General features: G+C 62.1%; 23 protein-coding genes. 6 read left to right on the forward strand and 17 right to left on the reverse strand.

Annotation, left to right across the window (positions count from 1 at the left end; genetic code table 11):
- Nucleotides 1–64 precede the first annotated feature (64 nt).
- From ICI42_RS15535 to ICI42_RS15545, 3 genes are all read right to left on the reverse strand, one after another.
- Nucleotides 65–886: a S49 family peptidase gene (locus ICI42_RS15535; RefSeq protein WP_230980402.1), complete on the reverse strand. Its 822-nt coding sequence runs from the start codon at nt 884–886 to the stop codon at nt 65–67.
- Between the two features lie 313 nt (nt 887–1199).
- Complete coding sequence (locus tag ICI42_RS15540; RefSeq protein WP_188165475.1) at nt 1200–2000, reverse strand: tRNA1(Val) (adenine(37)-N6)-methyltransferase; 801 nt, start codon at nt 1998–2000, stop codon at nt 1200–1202.
- A complete protein-coding gene (locus ICI42_RS15545; RefSeq protein WP_188165476.1) occupies nt 1997–2221 on the reverse strand; it encodes a putative signal transducing protein in 225 nt (74 codons plus the stop codon). Before ICI42_RS15545 ends, ICI42_RS15540 begins: the two co-directional genes overlap by 4 nt.
- A gap of 154 nt (nt 2222–2375) precedes the next feature.
- Between ICI42_RS15545 and ICI42_RS15550 the strand changes: the two genes are divergently transcribed.
- Both ICI42_RS15550 and ICI42_RS15555 read left to right on the forward strand, forming a co-directional pair.
- Nucleotides 2376–3392, forward strand: a complete 1017-nt coding sequence (locus tag ICI42_RS15550) for a polyprenyl synthetase family protein (RefSeq protein WP_188165477.1) — start codon at nt 2376–2378, stop codon at nt 3390–3392.
- Nucleotides 3393–3615: 223 nt separating this feature from the next.
- Complete coding sequence (locus tag ICI42_RS15555) at nt 3616–5655, forward strand: tetratricopeptide repeat protein (protein ID WP_188165478.1); 2040 nt, start codon at nt 3616–3618, stop codon at nt 5653–5655.
- Between the two features lie 61 nt (nt 5656–5716).
- On the opposite strand, the gene ICI42_RS15560 is transcribed toward ICI42_RS15555, so the two are convergent.
- Nucleotides 5717–6226, reverse strand: a complete 510-nt coding sequence (locus tag ICI42_RS15560) for a glycosyltransferase (protein WP_188165479.1) — start codon at nt 6224–6226, stop codon at nt 5717–5719.
- Between the two features lie 166 nt (nt 6227–6392).
- Between ICI42_RS15560 and ICI42_RS15565 the strand changes: the two genes are divergently transcribed.
- Complete coding sequence (locus ICI42_RS15565) at nt 6393–7547, forward strand: PA0069 family radical SAM protein (protein ID WP_188165480.1); 1155 nt, start codon at nt 6393–6395, stop codon at nt 7545–7547.
- A gap of 138 nt (nt 7548–7685) precedes the next feature.
- Entirely contained in the window at nt 7686–8354 is a 669-nt protein-coding gene (locus ICI42_RS15570; RefSeq protein ID WP_188165481.1) for a ribonuclease HII, read from the forward strand.
- Nucleotides 8355–8601: 247 nt separating this feature from the next.
- Here ICI42_RS15570 and ICI42_RS15575 read toward each other — a convergent pair whose 3' ends face one another.
- The 6 genes from ICI42_RS15575 to ICI42_RS15600 form a co-directional block, all read right to left on the reverse strand.
- Complete coding sequence (locus tag ICI42_RS15575; RefSeq protein WP_188165482.1) at nt 8602–9081, reverse strand: F0F1 ATP synthase subunit B; 480 nt, start codon at nt 9079–9081, stop codon at nt 8602–8604.
- Between the two features lie 11 nt (nt 9082–9092).
- On the reverse strand, nt 9093–9677 hold the full coding sequence (locus tag ICI42_RS15580; protein WP_188165483.1) for a F0F1 ATP synthase subunit B: 585 nt from the start codon (nt 9675–9677) through the stop codon (nt 9093–9095).
- 61 nt (nt 9678–9738) lie between these two features.
- Nucleotides 9739–9966, reverse strand: coding sequence for a F0F1 ATP synthase subunit C (locus tag ICI42_RS15585; protein WP_188165484.1), 228 nt, complete (start codon nt 9964–9966; stop codon nt 9739–9741).
- Nucleotides 9967–10040: 74 nt separating this feature from the next.
- Entirely contained in the window at nt 10041–10790 is a 750-nt protein-coding gene (locus ICI42_RS15590) for a F0F1 ATP synthase subunit A (RefSeq protein ID WP_188165485.1), read from the reverse strand.
- A 41-nt stretch (nt 10791–10831) separates the two neighbouring features.
- Nucleotides 10832–11230, reverse strand: coding sequence for an AtpZ/AtpI family protein (locus ICI42_RS15595; protein WP_188165486.1), 399 nt, complete (start codon nt 11228–11230; stop codon nt 10832–10834).
- 244 nt (nt 11231–11474) lie between these two features.
- Nucleotides 11475–12659, reverse strand: a complete 1185-nt coding sequence (locus ICI42_RS15600; RefSeq protein ID WP_188165487.1) for a cell wall hydrolase — start codon at nt 12657–12659, stop codon at nt 11475–11477.
- Nucleotides 12660–12847: 188 nt separating this feature from the next.
- Here ICI42_RS15600 and ICI42_RS15605 point away from each other — a divergent pair, with 188 nt between their 5' ends.
- On the forward strand, nt 12848–13111 hold the full coding sequence (locus tag ICI42_RS15605) for a hypothetical protein (RefSeq protein ID WP_188165488.1): 264 nt from the start codon (nt 12848–12850) through the stop codon (nt 13109–13111).
- A 33-nt stretch (nt 13112–13144) separates the two neighbouring features.
- Here the strand turns inward: ICI42_RS15605 and ICI42_RS15610 are convergent, their stop codons facing one another.
- From ICI42_RS15610 to ICI42_RS15625, 4 genes are all read right to left on the reverse strand, one after another.
- Nucleotides 13145–13558, reverse strand: coding sequence for a type II toxin-antitoxin system VapC family toxin (locus tag ICI42_RS15610; protein WP_188165489.1), 414 nt, complete (start codon nt 13556–13558; stop codon nt 13145–13147).
- Nucleotides 13555–13803: a type II toxin-antitoxin system VapB family antitoxin gene (locus tag ICI42_RS15615; protein ID WP_188165490.1), complete on the reverse strand. Its 249-nt coding sequence runs from the start codon at nt 13801–13803 to the stop codon at nt 13555–13557. Before ICI42_RS15615 ends, ICI42_RS15610 begins: the two co-directional genes overlap by 4 nt.
- Nucleotides 13804–13889: 86 nt before the next feature.
- Nucleotides 13890–15326: a ribosome biogenesis GTPase Der gene (gene der / locus ICI42_RS15620; protein ID WP_188165491.1), complete on the reverse strand. Its 1437-nt coding sequence runs from the start codon at nt 15324–15326 to the stop codon at nt 13890–13892.
- Between the two features lie 5 nt (nt 15327–15331).
- Nucleotides 15332–15997 (reverse strand): tetratricopeptide repeat protein, encoded by a 666-nt coding sequence (locus ICI42_RS15625; protein ID WP_188165492.1) that lies wholly within the window; start codon nt 15995–15997, stop codon nt 15332–15334.
- Nucleotides 15998–16206: 209 nt separating this feature from the next.
- On the opposite strand from ICI42_RS15625, the gene ICI42_RS15630 reads away from it, so the two are divergent.
- A complete protein-coding gene (locus tag ICI42_RS15630; RefSeq protein ID WP_188165493.1) occupies nt 16207–17196 on the forward strand; it encodes a polysaccharide deacetylase family protein in 990 nt (329 codons plus the stop codon).
- 24 nt (nt 17197–17220) lie between these two features.
- Here ICI42_RS15630 and ICI42_RS15635 read toward each other — a convergent pair whose 3' ends face one another.
- Genes ICI42_RS15635 through ICI42_RS15645 form a run of 3 tightly spaced genes read right to left on the reverse strand, consistent with a single transcriptional unit; the run spans nt 17221 to nt 19641 of the window.
- Nucleotides 17221–17574 (reverse strand): ArsC family reductase, encoded by a 354-nt coding sequence (locus tag ICI42_RS15635; RefSeq protein WP_188165494.1) that lies wholly within the window; start codon nt 17572–17574, stop codon nt 17221–17223.
- A gap of 59 nt (nt 17575–17633) precedes the next feature.
- Entirely contained in the window at nt 17634–18554 is a 921-nt protein-coding gene (locus ICI42_RS15640; RefSeq protein WP_188165495.1) for a LysR family transcriptional regulator, read from the reverse strand.
- Nucleotides 18555–18606: 52 nt separating this feature from the next.
- On the reverse strand, nt 18607–19641 hold the full coding sequence (locus tag ICI42_RS15645) for an ABC transporter ATP-binding protein (RefSeq protein WP_188165496.1): 1035 nt from the start codon (nt 19639–19641) through the stop codon (nt 18607–18609).
- Nucleotide 19642 lies beyond the last annotated feature (1 nt).

Consider the following 19642-nt stretch of genomic DNA (forward strand, 5'->3'; position numbering starts at 1 on the left):
CGGCACCGATATGATAATAAGCATGGCCTTGCAAAATTTCAAAGCCCGCCGGCATCACGCCCGATCACAAGCCGTAGCGCGCCCAGAGCGATCGGTCTTCGGCGGCATCGATGAAGCCCGTCGACGCCGCGGCGGCGATGTCGGGCGCCAACGAACCCAACAGGCCCCTGCCTCGCCCGAACAGGCCGCGCGGCGGGGCAATGAGCTTCATCTTGGTCTTGGGGCCGAAGCGGTCGCGCAACACGCTGCGCATGTCTCCGAGGCCATCGACCAGCCCCAGTTCGACACCCTTGATGCCGGTCCAGAACAGGCCGGTGAACAGGTCCGGATCGTCCTTCAGCTTGGTCCCACGGCGGCTCTTGACCAGATCGATGAAGGTCTGGTGCACTTCGAGCTGCAGCGCCTTGAGACGTTCGATGTCTTCCTGTTTCTCCGGCTTGAACGGATCGAGCACGGATTTGTTCTGCCCGGCCGTATGCACGCGGCGCTCAACGCCGATCTTCTTCATCAGATCGGTGAAGCCGAAGGAGGCGGAGACCACGCCGATCGATCCGACGATGGAAGACGGGTCAGCGATGATCTCGTCGCCCGCGACCGCGATCATATAGCCGCCCGACGCCGCGACATCCTCGACGAAGACCAGAACGCGCTTGTTCTTTTCCTGGGCGAGATCGCGGATACGCTTGTAGATCAGCCGCGACTGCACCGGCGAGCCGCCCGGCGAGTTGATCGAGATCGCCACAGCCGGCGCCTCCTTGATGGCAAAGGCCTTTTCGATCAGCCCCGCCGTCGAGGCAAGCGACAGGTTCTGCCGGAACTGGCCACCGCCGGACATGATCGTTCCATGCAGCCGGATCACAGGGATCGTGACATCGTTGGAACGCATGGATTTCGGAAGCAGACGGCGGAGAAGGCCCAAGCAGATCATCCTTTCAAGACTACGGTCCAAAGCCATGTAGGTTTTGACGTCGAAAGCGCAATGGCGCTACTTCTGGCGAGATCTTGCCGTGAATTAGCAAACAGCGCATCGATCGACCCCCCTCACCGGTTTGCTTCGCAAACCACCTCTCCCCCGTCCCGGGGGCGAGGAATGCTGCCTCACGAGACGCATCCTATGCAGAACCTGGGTTCCTCGCCCCCATGAATGGGGGAGAGGTGGCGAGCGCAGCGAGCCGGTGAGGGGGAAGCACGGCTGTGGCTCAATCTCCGAAAAGCGAGGCGCGGCCGTTGACGATGTCTTCGGCGCGGGCGGAAAAGGCCTCGCCAGCATCGTGCAGCACCAATGGCGGACAGAGCGAGAGCGGCCCCCGCGCCGCGCGAGTGCCGCGCAGGACGATGCGGATTGCGGGTAGCTCTGCGCGCGGATGGATGGGTACGATCTGCACGGAACCGAACCTGCCTTTCACGGCATCGAGTAGCGGCGCGAGCGCATCGGGACGCGCGATCACCGCCACCCCGCCACGCGGCCGCACCACGGCCGCGGCACTTTTCATCCAGCGTTCGAACAGGCCGTCATCCATCACATGCGCCTTTTGTCTCAGCGGATCGGGCGTGGCGCGGTCATGCGCGGCATTGAAGGGCGGATTCATGATGACGAAATCGAAACTGTTGTCGGCAAGGCCAGCCTCGGCGCGTGCCCTCCCCGTCAGCTCGACATCCGCGCGGATCACTTTTGCGCGAGATTTCAGCGCTGCATTGGCCGGATGGGCCAGCGTGGCTTCGGCATAAAGCGCCATTTCCGGCGTGATTTCGGCGAGAGTGACACTGGCAGATGGGCAGCGCGACGCAACCGCAAGGCCCGCTGCACCCGCACCCGCACCGAAATCCGCGAGATGGCCGGCAAAGGCAGAGGGGACGCTAGCCGCCAACGTCATCGCATCCATGCCGGCGCGATGCCCGCCCCTGGCAGGCTGCACCAGCCAGAAACCGCCGCGATGGAACGCGTCCAGCGTGGTGGTCGCCGGCTCGACGGCGTCCGCGATCTCAGGTTCAGCCGTCATTTCTGGCGGATTTCATTGGCGATGCCTGCCGCCGTCATCAGTTCGCGCGCTTCCTTCAGATCGTCCTCGGCGATCATGATGCGTCGCGGCAGCACGCCGATCGATCCGTCGAGCACACTCATATTCTCATCGGCGACGAAGCAGTCGATGCCGGAGTCGCGCAGCAGCGACTGCACGAAGGATATGGTCACCGCATCATTGGTGCGCACGAGTTCGATCATGGTACGGTCCTAACGTCTGGTTGCGGCTTCCTGTGTATATGGTAGGGCGAGCCGCGCCAATTCGCCACTTGCGACGATAGGGCTTGCCGACCTAGAGTCCGCCCGCGCGACGGAGCCTTGGCTTCGTCACACGGGTTTGACGGGAGTGGTAGATTTGGGTGTGGTTCTGAACCTCGAACAGGGCAAACGCGAGCCGGCGACGATCCAGGCCCTTCTCGACATGACGGCGGCCGATATGGGCCGAGTCAACAAGCTCATCCTGTCCAAGGCCGGCTCCGACGTCGAGATGATCCCCGAAGTCGCGAACCATCTGATCTCCTCCGGCGGCAAGCGGTTGCGTCCGATGCTGACGCTGGCCGCGGCACAGATGTTCGGCTATTCCGGCGAAAACCACGTCAAGCTCGCCACCAGCGTCGAGTTCATGCACACCGCAACGCTGCTGCATGACGATGTGGTTGATGAGAGCGACCTGCGGCGCGGCAAGAAGACAGCGCGCACCATCTGGGGCAACCAGGCGAGCGTGCTCGTCGGAGACTTTCTGCTCGGCCAGGCCTTCCGCATGATGGTCGAAGTCGGCTCGCTGGAAGCGCTCGACATTCTCTCGGCCGCCGCATCGATCATCGCAGAGGGCGAGGTGATGCAGCTTGCCGCGGCAAAGAATCTCGACACCACCGAGGACGAGCATTTCGCCGTCATCAAGGCAAAGACGGCAGCCCTGTTCTCGGCCGCGGCCGAAGTCGGGCCGGTCATCGCCAACGCATCGAAGAACGACCGCGCCGCGCTGCGCTCCTACGGCACCAATCTGGGCCTCGCCTTCCAGCTCATCGACGATGCGCTCGACTATGGCGGTTCGAGCAAGGACCTCGGCAAGAACACCGGCGACGATTTCCGCGAGGGCAAGGTGACGCTTCCCGTCATCCTCGCCTATCGGCGCGGCACCAGCGACGAACGCGCTTTCTGGAAGAGCGCTATCGAAGACGGCAATACGGACGAAGCGGCGTTGGAACGCGCAACGGGGCTGATGACACGCCACGGCGCTATTGCCGATACGATCGGCCGGGCCAGCCATTTCGGCGAGATCGCGCGCGATGCACTGGCGCCGCTGGCAGCCACGCCGCAGAAGTCAGCGCTGATCGAAGTGATCGATTTCTGCATCCGGCGCGTGGTCTAGGCCGCCACCGACGACCTCGGCACCTCTTACGCAGCCACGTTGCCACCTGTCCCGCCGATGCCACAGTTAGGCCCTTTCTTAGTAAGGTCACCTAATAGTGTGCCAAATCGATTGAAGGCTGTCCGTAAAAAGGCCATGCTTCTGCGATTACGGTTTCAAGGGGCCTCCGATGGCTCTAACGCGGGTTGGCGCTTGGCTGAGGACCCGGCAGGAAGGACGTGATATGCGGCTAGGACGCGCGAGCTGGATCCTGAGCATGGCGGCGGTGGCGAGCATAGCCATTTCAGCCCCTTTCGCCTATGCAAAAGACACCCCGGAAACCGTACAGGTCGGCTCTTTCTCAGGCGCGTTCCTCGCTGCCAGAGTGGCCGAAGTCGACAACGATCTCGACACCGCAATCGCCTATTACAAGCGCGCGCTGGCCTTCAACCCCAATGACGTGCAGCTCAAGCAGAGCGTGTTGCTGGCACTGATCGCCCAAGGGCGGTTCGACGAATCGCTGCCTTACGCCGAGATGCTGAAGACCGTGCCGGATGTCGAGCGCTTCTCGCGTGTCGCGCTCGGCGTCGATGCCATCCGCAAGAAGGACTATCCCGCCGCCGAGACGTGGCTGAAGCTGGCGCTGCAGTCCGACCTCGACCGGTTGATTACCGGCGTGATGAGCGGGTGGGTGAAGCTGGGCGCCGACCAGAAGACGCAGGCAATCGAAGCCGTCGAAAAGCTCGAGGGACCGGAATGGTTCGGTCTGTTCCGCTCCTATCACGCCGCGCTGATTGCCGACGCTGCCGGGCTGAACGACAAGGCCGACCAATCCTATCGCACCTTCATGGACAATATCGCCGCCGGCGGCAGCGCGCCCGAGACCTGGATGCGCGGCGCGGAGGCCTATGCCCGCTTCCTGGCGCGCCAGGGCAAGAAAGACGAGGCGCTGGCGATACTCGACCGCGCGGACGAGTTTTCCACCGGACGCCCTCCAATCGCTGCCCTTCGCGAGCAAATCCGGAAGGGCGAGACCATCGCTCCGCTGGTCGCCACACCGGCCGATGGTTCGGCCGAAATCCTGCTGAATTTGGCGACCGCGCTGAACCGGGGCGGCGGCGAACCTTTCGTCCGCCTCTACCTGCAATATGCCCTGGCATTGAAGCCGGACAGCGACGAGACGCTGATGCAACTGGCCGGCGTGGCCGAGCAGTTCAAGGACGGACAGGCGGCAATCGACCTTTATCGCCGCGTGCCCGAGGCCTCGCCGCTCAAGCGCATGGCCGACCTGCAGCTCGGCCTGAACCTTGCCGATCTCGACCAATATCCTGAAGCGGTCGAGCATCTGAAGAAGCTGGTCGCGCAAACACCGGACGACATGCGCGGCTACCTGGCGCTTGGCGGGGTGTATTCCTCCAAGGAGGACTATCGCGATGCAGCCGATCTCTACGACAAGGCCGTCGCCACGCTGACGACGCCCAGCCGCGCGACCTGGAACATCTTCTACCAGCGCGGCATCGCCTATGAACGGCTGAAGGAATGGGACAAAGCGGAGCCGAACTTCCGCAAGGCGCTGGAGCTCTTCCCCGACCAGCCGCAGGTAATGAACTATCTCGGCTATTCCTGGGTCGACATGCACATGAACCTTGAGGAAGGCCTCGACCTGATCAAGCGCGCCGTCGAGCTGCGCCCCAGCGACGGTTACATCGTCGATTCGCTGGGCTGGGCGTATTACCGCATGGGGCGCTATGAGGAGGCCGTGAAGGAACTGGAGCGCGCGGTATCGCTGATGCCGAACGATCCGGTGCTGAACGACCATCTGGGCGACGCCTATTGGCGCACCGATCGCAAGCTGGAAGCAACCTTCCAGTGGAGCCACGCACGCGACCTGAAGCCGGAGCCCGACATTCTGGCCCAGGTGCAGAAGAAGCTGTCGGAAGGCCTGCCCCCTGCCGACAAAGCCGAGGCGGAAAAGCCTGCCGAGCCAGCCAAGGTCGAAGCACAGCCTGTCCCGGCAACACCCGCGGAGCAGACCGAAAAGAGAACCGAGGCGCCCCCCGCGCCAGTGGCCATCGAAAAGACAGAGGCCGCAGTCCCCGCCGAGGCGGAGGTGGTGCCGGCGGTCTATACCGTGCAGCCCGGCCAGTCGCTTTGGTCCATCGCCGACCGCATACTGGGCAATGGCGAGCGCTATCGCGAAATCCTCAGGCTGAACCCGCAATTGCGCGGCGACCCCGCGCGCCTGCATCCCGGCCAGGAACTGACACTGCCCGCGGCGCAGTAAGCACTTTCAACAAAGCAAAATGTCAGAAGGCCGGGATTTTTCCTGGCCTTTGTTTTTGGCGCTACCGCTTGAGCGGTGCGACCCAGATTTCAGCATCCAGCCTTTTCGTGGCGACGCCCTTGGCGAGCGCCTCGGCGTCTGACGCCTTGGCGGCTAGCGAAACCGCCTGACGCTTGCTGATCACGAGCCCTTCGGTGAGCGGACGCCGTCTGCCGAAGAGGCGGGACAGAAACGGCGGCCGACCCGCCTTGGCTTGCGAGAAGCGCGCGGCGATGGTGTGGCGGCCAGTGTGCGACGACACCTCGTCCGTCCAGCCGTCGACCAGACGCGCGCCCGGTTCCAACAGCAATATCCACTCGCTCCGAGCCTGGCGGATGCCGGCGGCGATACCGCCCTGCCCGACATAGTGGCAGCCGGCATGGTCGGCGACGCGCTGGGTCTGGTCGGTCGACCCGATGTCGCAAACGATCACCTCGCGCACGACGCCCTCCACCGCCCCGCCGACCAGCGACGCCAGCGTGCGGGCCAGAGCTTCCTCGTCATTTTTGGTTTCGATCACGACACTGAGCATTCATGACCCTTAACAGGCTGGGGCCAAATTTCGCAACCGCGCCGAAAGCTGCAGTTCGCGAGCCAGTCCAAACAAAGTTCTTGCTTTGTTCTTATTTTAATGATAGGAATAATTTCATCAATCGGCATGAAGCCGATCCCCGAAGCTCTCCCCGGAGGCGTGAAACATGGAACCGATAGCCCGCGCAGATGTTGCAGCCTTCAGAAGCGGAGGGTCTGCAATGGCCAATGCTATGATCGATGACAGCGGCTTGCGCGTGCATGAGGACCGCAGGCGCGGTCGCGGGGCTGGCGTCAATCCGTCGGGACGGTTCGAACCGGTCAGCCGCCACGTCTTCGACGACGGTTGGAGCGGTCTTGAGGACTTGCCGCCGTTCAAGACCGAGGTTCAGGTCGAAAAGCCGCGCACCATCATCACCCGCAACGAATCGCCAGACATCTCCTTTGATCGTTCGATCAATCCTTATCGTGGCTGCGAACATGGCTGCGTCTATTGCTTCGCACGGCCGACGCATAGCTACATGGGGCTGTCCGCCGGGCTGGATTTCGAAGCCAAGCTCTTCGCCAAACCTGATGCCGCCAAGCTGCTCGACAAGGAGCTGTCCAAGGAAGGCTATCAGCCGCGCACCATTGCCATCGGCACCAACACAGACCCCTACCAGCCGATCGAGAAGAAGTGGCGCATCATGCGCGAAATTCTCGAGGTGCTTGAAGCGCGCAACCATCCCGTCGGCATTGTCACCAAATCGGCGCTGGTGACGCGCGACATCGACATCCTGTCGCGCATGGCCGAGAAGGGGCTGGCGAAAGTGGCCGTGTCGGTGACGACGATGGATCGGCTTCTGGCCCGCACGATGGAGCCGAGGGCCGCGACGCCGACGCGCCGGCTCGAAGCGATCCGCGAATTATCGTCGGCCGGAATACCGACATCGGTCATGGTCGCGCCCATCATTCCCGGCCTGACGGATGCGGAGATCGAGCGCATCCTCGATTCGGCCAAGGCGGCGGGTGCGACGGAAGCGGGTTATGTCGTGCTGAGGTTGCCGTTGGAAGTCAGCCCGATCTTCAAGGACTGGCTGCTCAGGCATTACCCCGACAGCTACCGGCACGTCATGTCGCTCGTACGGTCGATGCGCGACGGCAAGGATTATGACAGCGAATGGGGCAAGCGCATGCGCGGGGCGGGCCCCTATGCCTGGCAGATCGGCCGCCGCTTCGAGATCGCCGCGCGTCGGCTCGGGCTGAATGCCAAGCGGGAATCGCTGACCACGGAGCTGTTCAAGCCCGCACCGCGCAAGAACGAACAGCTGATGCTGCTTTAACCTCTCAATACTGCGCAAGCCGCTTAACGTCTCCCGTCTGGCCCGTCCCCGGCCCAAGACGGAGCCCTCCCTGCCATTGCCCCACAAAGGCAGGAAGGACTTGCGGAGAATCGGATGGGGTGCGAGTCTTGGCCCATTATGGCTCGCACGCGTACCGATTCTCCGCTTCTCTTCGACCTGCCCGAAGGCCCTGATTTTTCCTTCGAGACCAGGGGCATGGCGCGCGGTCTCTGGCCGGTCGCGGGCCTGGACGAGGCGGGCCGCGGCCCGCTCGCGGGTCCAGTCGTCGCGGCTGCCGTAGTGCTCGATCCGCAGCGCATCCCCGATGGATTGAACGACTCCAAGAAGCTGAGCGCCCTGCAACGCGAAGAACTGTTCCTGCAGATCCTGGGCTCGGCGCTGGGTGTGGCGGTCGCTTCGGTTTCGGCCGAGGGCATCGACCGCAGCAACATCCTCAAGGCAAGCCTGGAGGCGATGCGGAGGGCGCTGGCGGCGTTGCCAATCCTTGCGAAGTCCGCGCTTGCCGACGGCCGCGACGTGCCTCCTGGGCTCGCCTGCCCGTGCGAAGCCCTGATCAAGGGCGATCAGCGCTCGCAGTCGGTTGCCGCCGCCTCCATCGTCGCCAAAGTTACCCGCGACCGGATGATGGCGGCGTTCGGCGCCCAAGACCCGCGCTACGGTTTTGAAATCCACATGGGCTATGCCACCGAACGCCACCGCAAGGCCATCGGCCAGCATGGCGCCTGCGGACGCCTGCATCGTGTGTCCTTCGCGCCGTTCAGGGTGGATGCGGCAGAAGACTGCTGAGGCGTTTTGCGTCCTTCGAGGCGCGCCCGGTGATGATCAAATCCTTGTATTCACAGCCTTTGCGGACTTGCACCTCAAGGATGAGGTCCTGGGGGTGTCGATGCGTTTTCCGCGTTCGGTTCCGTCTGCGAGCCCGCAAGACGCTGCAAATCGAGCGATATCCTCCAAGGCGAGCCTCAAAGGATGCACAAACAAGAAAGCCGCCGGTTGCCCGGCGGCTTCCTGAATTTTTTGGAGGCTCAGACGCTCAGTTGAGCTTGGACTTCACTTCGCTGACGGACGCCTGGAACATGTCGGCATCGGCCCTGGCGTCGACGCGTGCAGCAAGAATGCGGCGCGCGGCTTCGACACCGAGATCGACCGCGCTGGCGCGAACCTCGTTGATTGCGTCGCGTTCGGCCTGACCGATCTTCTGTTCGGCAAGCGCGGCGCGGCGCGCAACATATTCCTCGGTCTTCTTATGAGCGTCCTCGGCCAGCATCGCGGCCTCGCGCTTGGCAGCCTCGACGATCTCGGAAGCCTCTTTTTCGGCCTCCTTGCGCTTGCGCTGGAATTCGGCCAGCAGCTGCTGGGATTCCTCACGCAGGCGACGCGCTTCCTCAAGCTCATTGCTGATCTTGGCGGCACGCTCGTCGAGCGCCTTCGAAATCATTCCCGGAACCTTCAGGTAGAAGATGATCCCGAGGAAAAGAAAGAGGGCTACGGTTGCCCAAAATGTAGCGTCCATCGCCTCTCTCCTTATTCTGCCGCGGCCTTGACGGCGGCAGCGGCTTCGGACCTTTCGACCGTGCCGCCAACCAGCGACTCGACGATGGCCGAAGCGGTTTCTTCCGCAATAGCACCGACGCCGCTCATGGCCGAAGCCTTGATCCCGGCGATGCGTTCTTCCGCGGCTGCGAGTTTCTGGTCGAGACCAGCCTCGACTTCCTTGCGCTTGGCTTCCGCCTCGGCCTTGGCGACATTGCTCGCCTCATTGCCGATCGCGTTGGCCTTTGCCTTGGCCTCGGCAAGCTCCTGCTCGTAAGCGGCCACGGCGGCGTCCGCCTCGGCCTTCATGCGGGCTGCCTGATCGAGATCCTGAGCAATGCGGTCGCGCCGCACTTCCAGGATACCGCCGATGCGCGGCAGGGCCACATTCTTGAGGAACAGGTAGAACAGGCCGAAGCTGATGGCCAGCCACAGGAGCTGCGAGGCATAGGTGGACGTGTCGAAGGGCGGGAAAACGCCCTGCGTCGCGCCGTGTTCGGCAGCCACCTCGGTGTGAGCAGCACCCTCAGCCGGAGCTGGAGTTGCCTCTTGGGCATAAGCCGTTGTCACAAACATCACAGTCCCCTGTCCAACATAACCGGCCGCCAGATGCGGCCGGCTTCAACGCCTGCTTATCTTAGACTGCGAAGAGCAGCAGCAGAGCGATGAGGAGCGAGAAGATGCCCAGAGCTTCCGTCACCGCGAAGCCGAACACCAGGCGGCCGAACTGGCCGTCAGCTGCCGACGGGTTGCGGAGGGCGCCCGACAGATAGCTGCCGAAGATGTTGCCCAGGCCGAGTGCCGTACCAGCCATGCCAAAGCATGCGAGACCGGCGCCGATGTACTTTGCTGCTTCTGCTTCCATTTCCAAAACTCCTTCGTGGAACTGTTGCGATATCGTTGGAGCGCGGCGAACCATTCGCCGGCCCCGGGTGGTGATCAGTGTCCGGGGTGGACCGCGTCGTTGAGGTACATGCAGGTCAGAACGGCGAAGACATAAGCCTGCAGGAACGCGACCAGGAACTCCAGGCCGGTGATGGCAACCGTCATCAACAGCGGGAGGATGGCGCCAACCACGCCGATCGCCCCAAAGGCGCTCAGCGACGTGACGAAGCCAGCAAAGACTTTCAGCGTGATGTGACCCGCCAACATGTTGGCGAACAGACGGACCGAAAGGCTGACCGGACGGGAGAGGAAGGAGATGACCTCGATGATCACAACCAACGGCACCAACATAGCGGGAATACCGCTAGGCACGAACAATTTGAGGAAGCCAAAGCCGTGCTTGAGGAAGCCGTAGACGATTACAGTTCCGATCACCAGCAGCGCCAACGCGAAGGTGACGATGATCTGGCTGGTGACGGTGTAGAAGTAAGGGAACAGGCCAAGCAGGTTGGCCACGAGCACAAACATGAACAGGGAGAACACCAGCGGGAAGAACTTCATTCCCTTGGAGCCGGCGGAGTCGCGCAGCATGGAGGCGACGAACTCATAAGACATTTCGGAGATCGACTGCAGCCGTCCCGGCACGAGGCCGCGGCTGGAGGTCGTCATATAGAGGAACGCGCCCGTCGCAACCGCCGTCGCGACCATGAAGGCCGAAGCGTTGGTGAAGGAGAGATCGAGACCTCCGACCTCAATCGGAATCCATTTCGCGATGTGGAACTGATGGATCGGATCGTTGGCCACGATGGCGCCCCTTCACAACAATTTACGTCTTGCGACGCAGTTCACTTCCTGTCCGGCAGATCAGGAGGCCTGACGCCGGACTCTGAAACCATACCCGCGGACCGCAGGACATTGAGGACGCCAGCGCAAAAGCCCAGCAGAAGGAAAACGATCAGCCCCCAGGGCGACGTGCCCGCGAAACGATCAATGAACCAGCCCAGCCCAGCCCCGATGACGATGCCGGCAATGAATTCGCTCGAAAGCTTCATCGCCTGGCCGTAACCGGAGGAGCGCGACGGCTGGCCGTCTCTTTCCCCCTCGGCTGCCGCTGGACGGCTCTTGGCAAGTTTTGCCTCGAGTTCGAGCCTGCGGCGTTCGAGATCCTCGTCACGAAACGCACTGTCGACTGGCCTGCCGGGCTCGGTCTTGCCGGTTTCGTCTGGCCGTCTAGACTTGGCCATCCCAACCTCCCTGCCCGGTGGGAACGTCGTGTTCCTTCCGCTTCAAAGTCGCCGGCAACATAGTTAGAGGGCCTGCCCCCGTCAAGCCGGGCAGACCCTGTTAACTCCAAGTATTTTCTTGTTTTATTTCATATATTTAGCGTGGTGCGACATCCTGCCCGCCATTCGCCGGGCCTCGTCATGGCCGAATCCGTCACCGCGCGGCTTCATACAAACGCTGTCAAGGTGAGAATCCCCTGGCCGATCAGCTCCAGCCGCCGCCATAGGTGCGGTAGAAGATGTGAAGGCCGATCTGGTTCATCTTTTTCATGGTGCGCGACCAACGCGGATTGACATAGGTGGCGTGGTAGTGGGTCGCCGAGGCCACTTCCGGGATGAATATCTTGCCCGCGGTGACCGCGAGAGCAATGTCCTTGGCGACCTTGAACCGCGATGGCTCGGTGATGATGTCGCGGATGCCATCGCAGGCGAAGGAGAACTGGCACCGGTTGCGCCAGCCGTCATTCTGATAGACGACGCCGCAGATCGTGTCCGGATAAGTCGGGTTGCGGACGCGGTTGAGCACGACCTGGGCGACCGCCGCCTGCCCTTTCAGCAGTTCCCCGCGCGCCTCGAAGTAAATGGCCGTGGCGAGACATTGTTGCTCAGGATCCGTGAACACCGCCGCCGGCAGCGGCTTGCTCATCCAGGCATGGTCGCCGGGCGACAGAGGCGGTATGAAACGGCCCTCATTCGGGTTTTCTTCCTTCAGCAGCGCCTCGAAAGGCGAGGCCCTGGCATAGTCAGGGCTGGACGGCCCATAGGCCGTCGCCAGAATATCGGGCGTGGTGTTGGTGACGAGATCGGCCAGCATGGTCGGCACGCCGCTGGCAGCGCTCGGCGCCTCGTTGATGTAGAAGGTGGAAGCGACCTCCACCTCCTTGCCGCGGATTTCGGGTTCGGCAAACGTCATCTTCAGCTCGCCGTCCAGCGTCGGCCGCAGCATGCTGGTGCGCTGGAAGATCGAGCCGGCGGTGAAATTCTTGGGCGGAGCCACCCGGGTTATGTGGACGATGCGGCCCTTCTTGTCGGAACGGGCGATGCGGGCCTCGTCGGGAATGGCGCTGGCCTCACCCTTCTTGCCGGTGAAGGCGACCGTGCCGAGGCCGGGGAGTTCGACGCCGGCGCCGGAGATCGAGCCGGTGGGAAGGTCGCCGTCGCGGAATTGCATCTGCGCCTGATGAACCGATCCGGCCGCGGAGCGCTCGACATAGGCGTGCCAGCGGTCGCCCTTGCCTTCCAGGCCCGAGATCAGGCTCGTCATGTCCTGATAGGCTGCGACGGTGGGAAAGCCGATCCAGATACCCAGGCCGATCACCAAGGGCGCGACAAACGAACGCTTCACATCAGCGGCGACGGCAAAACGCCGCTTTACAAATCGTCGATGCACTGGACTCTCCGGACGCTTACTGAATCTCACCGAAGAAAAAATGAAGCATTAACCTTGATGGATGGTTAATGACGAACATGCTTAATAATTGATTTCATTAAGCCTTTCTTTACCATCAGCTGCCTGACGGCTGTCGTTGACGACCATGCTGAAAACTATGATTGTTTATTGAAGAGAATGGAGGCCCTGTGGAATTTTACCTGACGATCTTCATGCCCATGGCAATCTCAATCGCATTGGGAGTTGGCGTTCAGCGTGGCTTTCCATTTTGGCCGGCCGTATTCGCAATCGGGATAACGTTTTCGACCTTCGCCGCTTTCTTGATTGTTGGAGTTCACCAATCCTGCTCCATCAATGAAAGTGAATGTATAGGAGCCACAGCCTTCGCCTGGCTCCTCGGCGTCTGGTGGTTCATGGCATTGATGATCTTCGTCGCCTATCAGAATGTCTGACGCGGCATAGTAATTGACGATAAATCGAGCCGCTCAAAAATCCCATGGGGAAATGAGATCGAGACCTGTCGTCTGAAAGTCCTTCAGGTTGCGAGTTGCAAGACGCCCACCGTTGACCTTTGCGATGGCGGCGATCATGCCGTCTGGCGCGGACATCGCAACACCCTGCCGCATTGCCCCACCCATCATCTCGCCATAGGTAATGGCTGCTGCTTCCGTGAAAGGAAAGATCCTTTCGGCGAAGCGATGACGCCAATCGGCAAGCCCTTGCTCCAATCGCAACGCGCGATTGTCGGGCTTGATCTTCTGAATACCAAAGGCAATTTCGCCAATGGTGATCGTCGGCAGCGCAACCTCGGCATCGTGCTTAACTAGCCATGCAACGACCGCGGGGTTCGGGCTTTTCCGCAGCGTTTCCGAAATGACGTTGGTATCCAGAAAGATCAAATATCAGGACCCGAATGTGGGCGCCGTGACTGACGAATAACTGCCTCTAGATCGGCATCATCGGCAACGTCAGCCGAGAGACGCGCGTAAAAAGTCTCTGCCTGCTCGCGGTCACTGTTGCGAAGTTCATAAGCCTCGAGCGCGCGCTCGATGACATCTGCGATCGAGCGCTGTTCACGTCGAGCTAGACGATGCGCAAGTTCGCGCGCCTTTGCGCTACGGACCGATAGCTGATGTTCTGCCACTGCAACGCCTCCATTTCATTTCAATGATAGGTGGGCAAAGACCCTGCGGCAAGACGGCTGAATTGGCTAGACGTCAGAGAGCCTACTCAGTGCTTCTTCTTTGCCCGGCCGGCAAAGGGGTTGTCGGAGGTGCGCAGCGCCACACGGATCGGCACGCCGGGCATATCGAACGACTCGCGCAGCGAGTTCACGAGATAGCGCACATAGGATTCCGGCACAGCCTCGGGACGCGAGCAGTTGACGACGAAGCCCGGAGGACGCGTCTTGGCCTGGGTTACGTATTTGATCTTGAGCCGGCGCCCTGCCACGGCGGGCGGCGGGTGGTGGGCCAGAATGCCCTCCAGCCAACGGTTGAGCTTACCCGTGGAGACGCGGCTGTTCCAGACGCGATGGGTCTTGATGATCGCATCCATCAGTTTGTCGAGCCCACGCCCGGTTTCGGCCGAGAGCGGCACCGCCTGGATGCCGCGCACCTGCGGCAAGAGGCGCTGGGTCTTTTCACGCAGTTCGGCGAGCGCTTCCTGCGGATTGTCGATCATGTCCCATTTGTTGAAGGCGATAACCGGCGCCCTGCCCTCGCGGATGATCAGATCGGCGATCTGCAAATCCTGTTTTTCGAACGGGATCGTGGCGTCGAGCACAATGACGACGATCTCGGCGAAGCGAATGGCGCGCAGGCCGTCGGCGACCGACAGCTTCTCGAGCTTCTCCTGAATGCGAGACTTGCGGCGCATGCCGGCAGTGTCGTGCAGCCGGATCAGCCGGCCTTTCCAGTCCCAGTCGACGGAGATGGAATCGCGGGTGATGCCGGCCTCGGGGCCGGTGAGCAGCCGCTCCTCGCCGATCAGCGCGTTGATGAGGGTCGACTTACCGGCATTCGGACGGCCGACGACGGCGATGCGCAGCGGCTTGGTCTCGTCGTAAGCGGAGACGAGTTCGACGTCGGGGTCTTCGATGTCCTCGCCGATCAGCACGTCGCTTTCGGCGATGTCCTCGTCTTCGTCCTCGTCGGCACCCAGGGTCCGTTCATGGCCCAGCGCCTCGATGACGGCGTCGCGCAGGTCGGGCAAGCCCTGGCCGTGCTCGGCCGAGATCGGCACCGGCTCGCCGAGGCCGAGTTCCCACGCTTCCAGCATGCCGCCCTGAGCGCCGCGCGCCTCGGACTTGTTGGCGACCACCACGACAGGTTTGCCGGAACGGCGAACGATTTCACCGAAGGTCTTGTCGTCGGGCATGATGCCGCTCTTGGCATCGACCACGAAGAAGATCAGGTCTGCCTCTTCGATGGCGATCTCGGTCTGGGCGCGCATGCGGCCCTGCAAGGTGGCCGCGGCCGCATCCTCGAAGCCGGCGGTGTCGATGACGTCGAAATAGATGTCGTAAAGCTTGGCGGCATGAACGCGGCGGTCGCGCGTCACGCCCGGCGTGTCGTCGACCAGCGCGAGCTTCTTGCCGACGAGCCGGTTGAAGAGCGTGGACTTGCCGACATTGGGGCGACCGATGATTGCGACTTTGAAGGTCATCTGGGTCAGGACGCCACGCCGGAGCCGCGGATCAGTTCGGCCATCAGCGTTGCCCGCTCGCGCGCCGCACGCGGGGCAGCATCGTCGGACGATATCTGGTCGAAAAGCTTCAGCGCATCCTCGTTCTTGCCGTCCTTCCAGGCGGCGAGCCCCAACGCCTCGCGTGCGGAATGGCGCAGCGGATTGGTGTCGGCGGCAAGCGCCTCGACGCGGCTGGCGACATCGGCATAGCTGCCGTGATCGACCAGGAGATAGCCGGCGCGCAGCCGGGCCATGTCGCGGATACTGTCGGGAATGGAGGTGTCGGTGGCGACCGCGTCGAAATCGGCGACAGCGCCGGTGAAGTCGCCCTTTTGGACGAGCACGGTGGCGGCGCGCAGGCGGGCGAGCAGCGGATAAGCACCGTAACCGTCCTTCTGCAACGCATCGAAAGCAGCGAGCGCCTCGTCGTTCTTGCCGGAATTCGCAAGCGTCAGCGCCTGGGAGAAATCGTCGCCGGAGGCGTTGGCCCTGGACTCCGTCCAGTATTCCCATGCCACGAAAGCACCGGTCCCGATGACCACGACAACCGCGATGACGATCGCGGCAGGGCCGAAACGGCTCCACAGCATCTTCGCCCGATCCTGGCGAATCTCGTCATTGACCTCGCGGAAAAAACCTTCGTCCGACATAAAAACCAACCATTGCCGCCCAAACGGGCCTTTCAGTTGCTCGCGTTTTACCGGAAAATCGCAGCCATGGAAGGGGGCGCGGGGAAAATCGGACGTTTACGGCGGCAAGCCGACAATAGCGACTAAGACACGACAAACCCAAACCATGCCATATTTGCCGGATAAGCGCGTCGTCCCTTCGCCTATCAATACCCCAGTAGAGAGTGTTAATGCAGCTTAAATCACCGTTTGTCCGCCTCGCTGCATTCGCCTCGGCATTCGCATTTGCTGAGCCCGCAATCGCCACCCCGGTCGCCGATCCCACCCATGCAAAGCCGAAGCAGGTGATCCTGATCTCATTCGACGGCGCACACGATCTGGCGCAATGGCAGCGCAGCCGGGCACTCGCACTGCGGACTGGCGCTGATTTCACCTATTTCCTATCCTGCGTCTTTCTTCTCTCGCGCGACACCAAGGAGGCGTACCAGGCTCCCGGCAGAAGCGCAGGGCGCTCCAATGTCGGCTTCGCCATGACCCGACAGGAGGTAGCCGAGCGGTTGCAGCAAATCCGCCTTGCCGCGTCGGAGGGACACGACATCGCCAGCCACGCTTGCGGCCATTTCGACGGCGGAAAATGGACCAAGGCGCAATGGAAGGCTGAGTTCTCAGCCTTTTCCAGGATTGTGCGCGATGCCTACACCATCAACGGAATCGCGCCTGAACCTTCGGACTGGAAGGATATCGCGGCGCATGCTTCGAAGGGTTTTCGCGTTCCGTACCTCTCTTCCAGCACGGCACTGGACGAAGCCCTGCGCGAGAATGGCACGGTCTACAATGCCAGCGGCGTATCGCGCGGGCCGGTAAAACCGGATCTCGAAAAAGGCCTTTACCAGTTCGCGCTGCCGATGATCCCGGAAGGGCCGTCCGAACGGCGCATCATCGCCATGGACTACAATCTCTACGTCCGCCATTCCGGCGGGATGGAGCGGCCGAGCGAGGCCGCTTTGTTTGAAAACCGGACCTATGCCGCGTTCAACCGGGCGTTCAAGGAGCAATATGACGGCCCACGCGTGCCGCTGCAGCTCGGCTTTCACTTCACGCTGATGAACGACGGCGCCTATTGGCGCGCACTGGAGCGCTTTGCCGAAGAGGTATGCGTCAAAGCCGATGTCGAATGCATCAGCTATGCCGATTATGTCGCACGGCTGGAAGGCGATTAGGCGATGGTGGAGAAATCTGACTGACTAGCTCTCGCCAATCGCCTGCCCATACGATTCAGGCTTGAAGCCGAGGGTCAGCGCGCCGGCGCGGTCGAGCACCGGGCGTTTGATCATGGAGGGCTGTTCGAGCATCAGGGCGATGGCCTTTTCCTGGTCGAGATCGGCCTTTGCATCGTCGGGGAGTTTCTTGAAGGTGGTGCCGGCGCGGTTCAGCACCTTTTCCCAGCCAAACTCGGCGCACCACCGCTCCAGTGATGCGCGGTCGATGCCGGATGCCTTATAGTCATGGAAGGCGTAATCGACGCAATGCGCTTCCAGCCAGTTCCGGGCCTTCTTCATCGTGTCGCAGTTCTTGATGCCGTAGATCGTGGTCGTCATGATCGAATCCCGATGCGTGTCGGGAACCGTCTTGGGCGAGGATTATCGCCGGATCAAGATCAATCGATCCACGCCACCGAAGGATCGACGGTGGCGCAGAAGCCGGCGGCGCTGCGGCGGGCATGTTCCACCACCATCTGGATGAGATGCTGGTGGGTGGTCGACTGGTAGGTCGCGATGATGGGCATGGGCGGAAAGCGCTTCGACACCCTGATCGGATGCAGCAGGCCCATCTTGAGCTCCCGCTGGATGGTGACGGTCGGGATAGCGCCGATGCCGAAACCGGCAATCAGCAGATTGATGATGGCGAACAGCGAGTTGGTGCTCGTGAGCTTGGAGGCCAGCACCCGCTCATCCTGGAAATAGGGCGCTATCTGTCGGTAGGGCGGCGTATCCTTCGGGAACGAAATGATAGGCATGCTGCCGAGCTCATCGACGCTGTACACCCGGTCGGGATTGATGATCTTGGCGGAGCCTGCCCAGGTCATCTGAAGGATGCAGCTGACGAAGCTGCGGAAGCCTTCGCCAACCGCTGGGTCGACGGCGAACATCATGTCGAGTTCGCCCTTGTTCATGCCCTGGGTGAGCAGCTTGGTGCCTTCCACCGTCAGCTCGATCTTCAGATTGGGCACCGTCTGATGCAGCGTTTCGATGAGATGCGGCATCCAGGTGGCAGCGACGGAATCGATGGCGCCGATGCGCACGAGTTGCGGCGTCGAAGCGTCGGGGCTTTCCAGAACGTCGCGCAGCTTGCCGATATCGCCCAGAATGGCCTGGAAGGCGTTCAGCGCCTTCTCGCCTTCGGGGGTCAGCTTGAACTCGCGATCGCCGCGCTCGACCAGACGACAGCCCAACTCCTGCTCGAGCGCTGTCAGCCGGGTGGATATGGCCGGCTGCGTTGCATTGAGCTCCTGGGCGGTGCGCCCGAAATGGCGGTTGCGCGCGAGCACCACAAAGGTTGTCATATCGAGGATACGCATGGCGTATCCATTAGCAATCTTTGGACGATCGCGCCGCATCGAACTGACCTTTTCAGCGCGGAATGATGCGGATGCGGGCGGGATCGATGGAAAGCGAGACGGTGTCGCCGAAAGTGAAAGTCTGGTCGTTGCCGGTGAGGATCTGGACGCGTTCGCCGGCCAGATCGAGGATATAGCGGCATCGCGCACCGAGAAACACGCGCGTGCGGACGGTGGCCTTAAGGCCTGCTGCACCCTCGGGCGCGATAGAAATATCTTCCTGTCGCAGCACGAGAGAGACTTTGCCGGCCGGTCGATCCTGGCCGACGGCTAGACGCTGGCCATCGGCCAGAGTGGCGCTTCCGTCGGTGCCGATCTCGGCAGCGACGAGATTGGCCGAGCCGAGGAAGTTGGAGGCGAATTCCGTTGCCGGCTGGGCGTAGATGTCGGCGGGCGTGCCCTGCTGCTCGACCTTGCCTGCGTTGAACAGCACGATGCGGTCGGACAGGCTGAGCGCTTCTTCCTGGTCGTGCGTGACGAAAATGGTGGTCAGCTTCAGCCGCTTGTGGATCTCGATCAGCTCGACCTGCATGTCCTCACGCAAGCGGGCGTCGAGATTGGACAAGGGCTCGTCGAGCAGCAGCACCTGCGGATCGGAGACGATGGCGCGGGCAAGGGCGACACGCTGCTGCTGGCCGCCGGAAAGCTGGCGCGGCTTGCGGTCAGCGAGATGACCGAGCTGGACGGTTTCGAGAGCGGCGCGAACCTTGTCCTGCTGCTGCTCGCGGCTGCCGATGCCGCGCATGCGCAAGGGAAAGCGGATATTCTCGGCGACCGACAGATGCGGCAGCAGCGCGTAGGACTGGAACATCATGGAGATGTCGCGCTTTTCGGGCGCAAGCGCCGTGACATCGCGACCGCCGATCTCGACCTTGCCAGAGGTGACCGCTTCCAGCCCGGCAACGATGCGCAGAAGCGTTGTCTTGCCGCAACCCGAGGCTCCGAGAAGGCTGACGAATTCGCCCGAGGCGATGTCGAGCGAAATCCCGTGCAATACCTGGACGGGGCCAAAGGCCTTCTTCACGTTTTCAAGTCGGACATTGGCCATG

This window comes from Oryzicola mucosus (assembly GCF_014534685.1).
Taxonomy (GTDB): domain Bacteria; phylum Pseudomonadota; class Alphaproteobacteria; order Rhizobiales; family Rhizobiaceae; genus Oryzicola; species Oryzicola mucosus.

Excerpts from the sequence above, each read along its gene's own strand:
- ICI42_RS15545 (WP_188165476.1), bottom strand. The coding sequence starts at position 2,221 with ATGATCGAACTCGTGCGCACCAATGATGCGGTGACCATATCCTTCGTG.
- ICI42_RS15595 (WP_188165486.1), bottom strand. The coding sequence starts at position 11,230 with ATGGCCAAGTCTAGACGGCCAGACGAAACCGGCAAGACCGAGCCCGGC.
- ICI42_RS15575 (WP_188165482.1), bottom strand. The coding sequence starts at position 9,081 with ATGGACGCTACATTTTGGGCAACCGTAGCCCTCTTTCTTTTCCTCGGG.
- ICI42_RS15580 (WP_188165483.1), bottom strand. The coding sequence starts at position 9,677 with ATGTTTGTGACAACGGCTTATGCCCAAGAGGCAACTCCAGCTCCGGCT.
- ICI42_RS15555 (WP_188165478.1), top strand. The coding sequence starts at position 3,616 with ATGCGGCTAGGACGCGCGAGCTGGATCCTGAGCATGGCGGCGGTGGCG.
- ICI42_RS15540 (WP_188165475.1), bottom strand. The coding sequence starts at position 2,000 with ATGACGGCTGAACCTGAGATCGCGGACGCCGTCGAGCCGGCGACCACC.
- der (WP_188165491.1), bottom strand. The coding sequence starts at position 15,326 with ATGACCTTCAAAGTCGCAATCATCGGTCGCCCCAATGTCGGCAAGTCC.
- ICI42_RS15565 (WP_188165480.1), top strand. The coding sequence starts at position 6,393 with ATGGAACCGATAGCCCGCGCAGATGTTGCAGCCTTCAGAAGCGGAGGG.
- ICI42_RS15625 (WP_188165492.1), bottom strand. The coding sequence starts at position 15,997 with ATGTCGGACGAAGGTTTTTTCCGCGAGGTCAATGACGAGATTCGCCAG.
- ICI42_RS15640 (WP_188165495.1), bottom strand. The coding sequence starts at position 18,554 with ATGCGTATCCTCGATATGACAACCTTTGTGGTGCTCGCGCGCAACCGC.
- ICI42_RS15630 (WP_188165493.1), top strand. The coding sequence starts at position 16,207 with ATGCAGCTTAAATCACCGTTTGTCCGCCTCGCTGCATTCGCCTCGGCA.
- ICI42_RS15570 (WP_188165481.1), top strand. The coding sequence starts at position 7,686 with ATGGCTCGCACGCGTACCGATTCTCCGCTTCTCTTCGACCTGCCCGAA.
- ICI42_RS15535 (WP_230980402.1), bottom strand. The coding sequence starts at position 886 with ATGCGTTCCAACGATGTCACGATCCCTGTGATCCGGCTGCATGGAACG.
- ICI42_RS15645 (WP_188165496.1), bottom strand. The coding sequence starts at position 19,641 with ATGGCCAATGTCCGACTTGAAAACGTGAAGAAGGCCTTTGGCCCCGTC.
- ICI42_RS15635 (WP_188165494.1), bottom strand. The coding sequence starts at position 17,574 with ATGACGACCACGATCTACGGCATCAAGAACTGCGACACGATGAAGAAG.
- ICI42_RS15560 (WP_188165479.1), bottom strand. The coding sequence starts at position 6,226 with ATGCTCAGTGTCGTGATCGAAACCAAAAATGACGAGGAAGCTCTGGCC.
- ICI42_RS15585 (WP_188165484.1), bottom strand. The coding sequence starts at position 9,966 with ATGGAAGCAGAAGCAGCAAAGTACATCGGCGCCGGTCTCGCATGCTTT.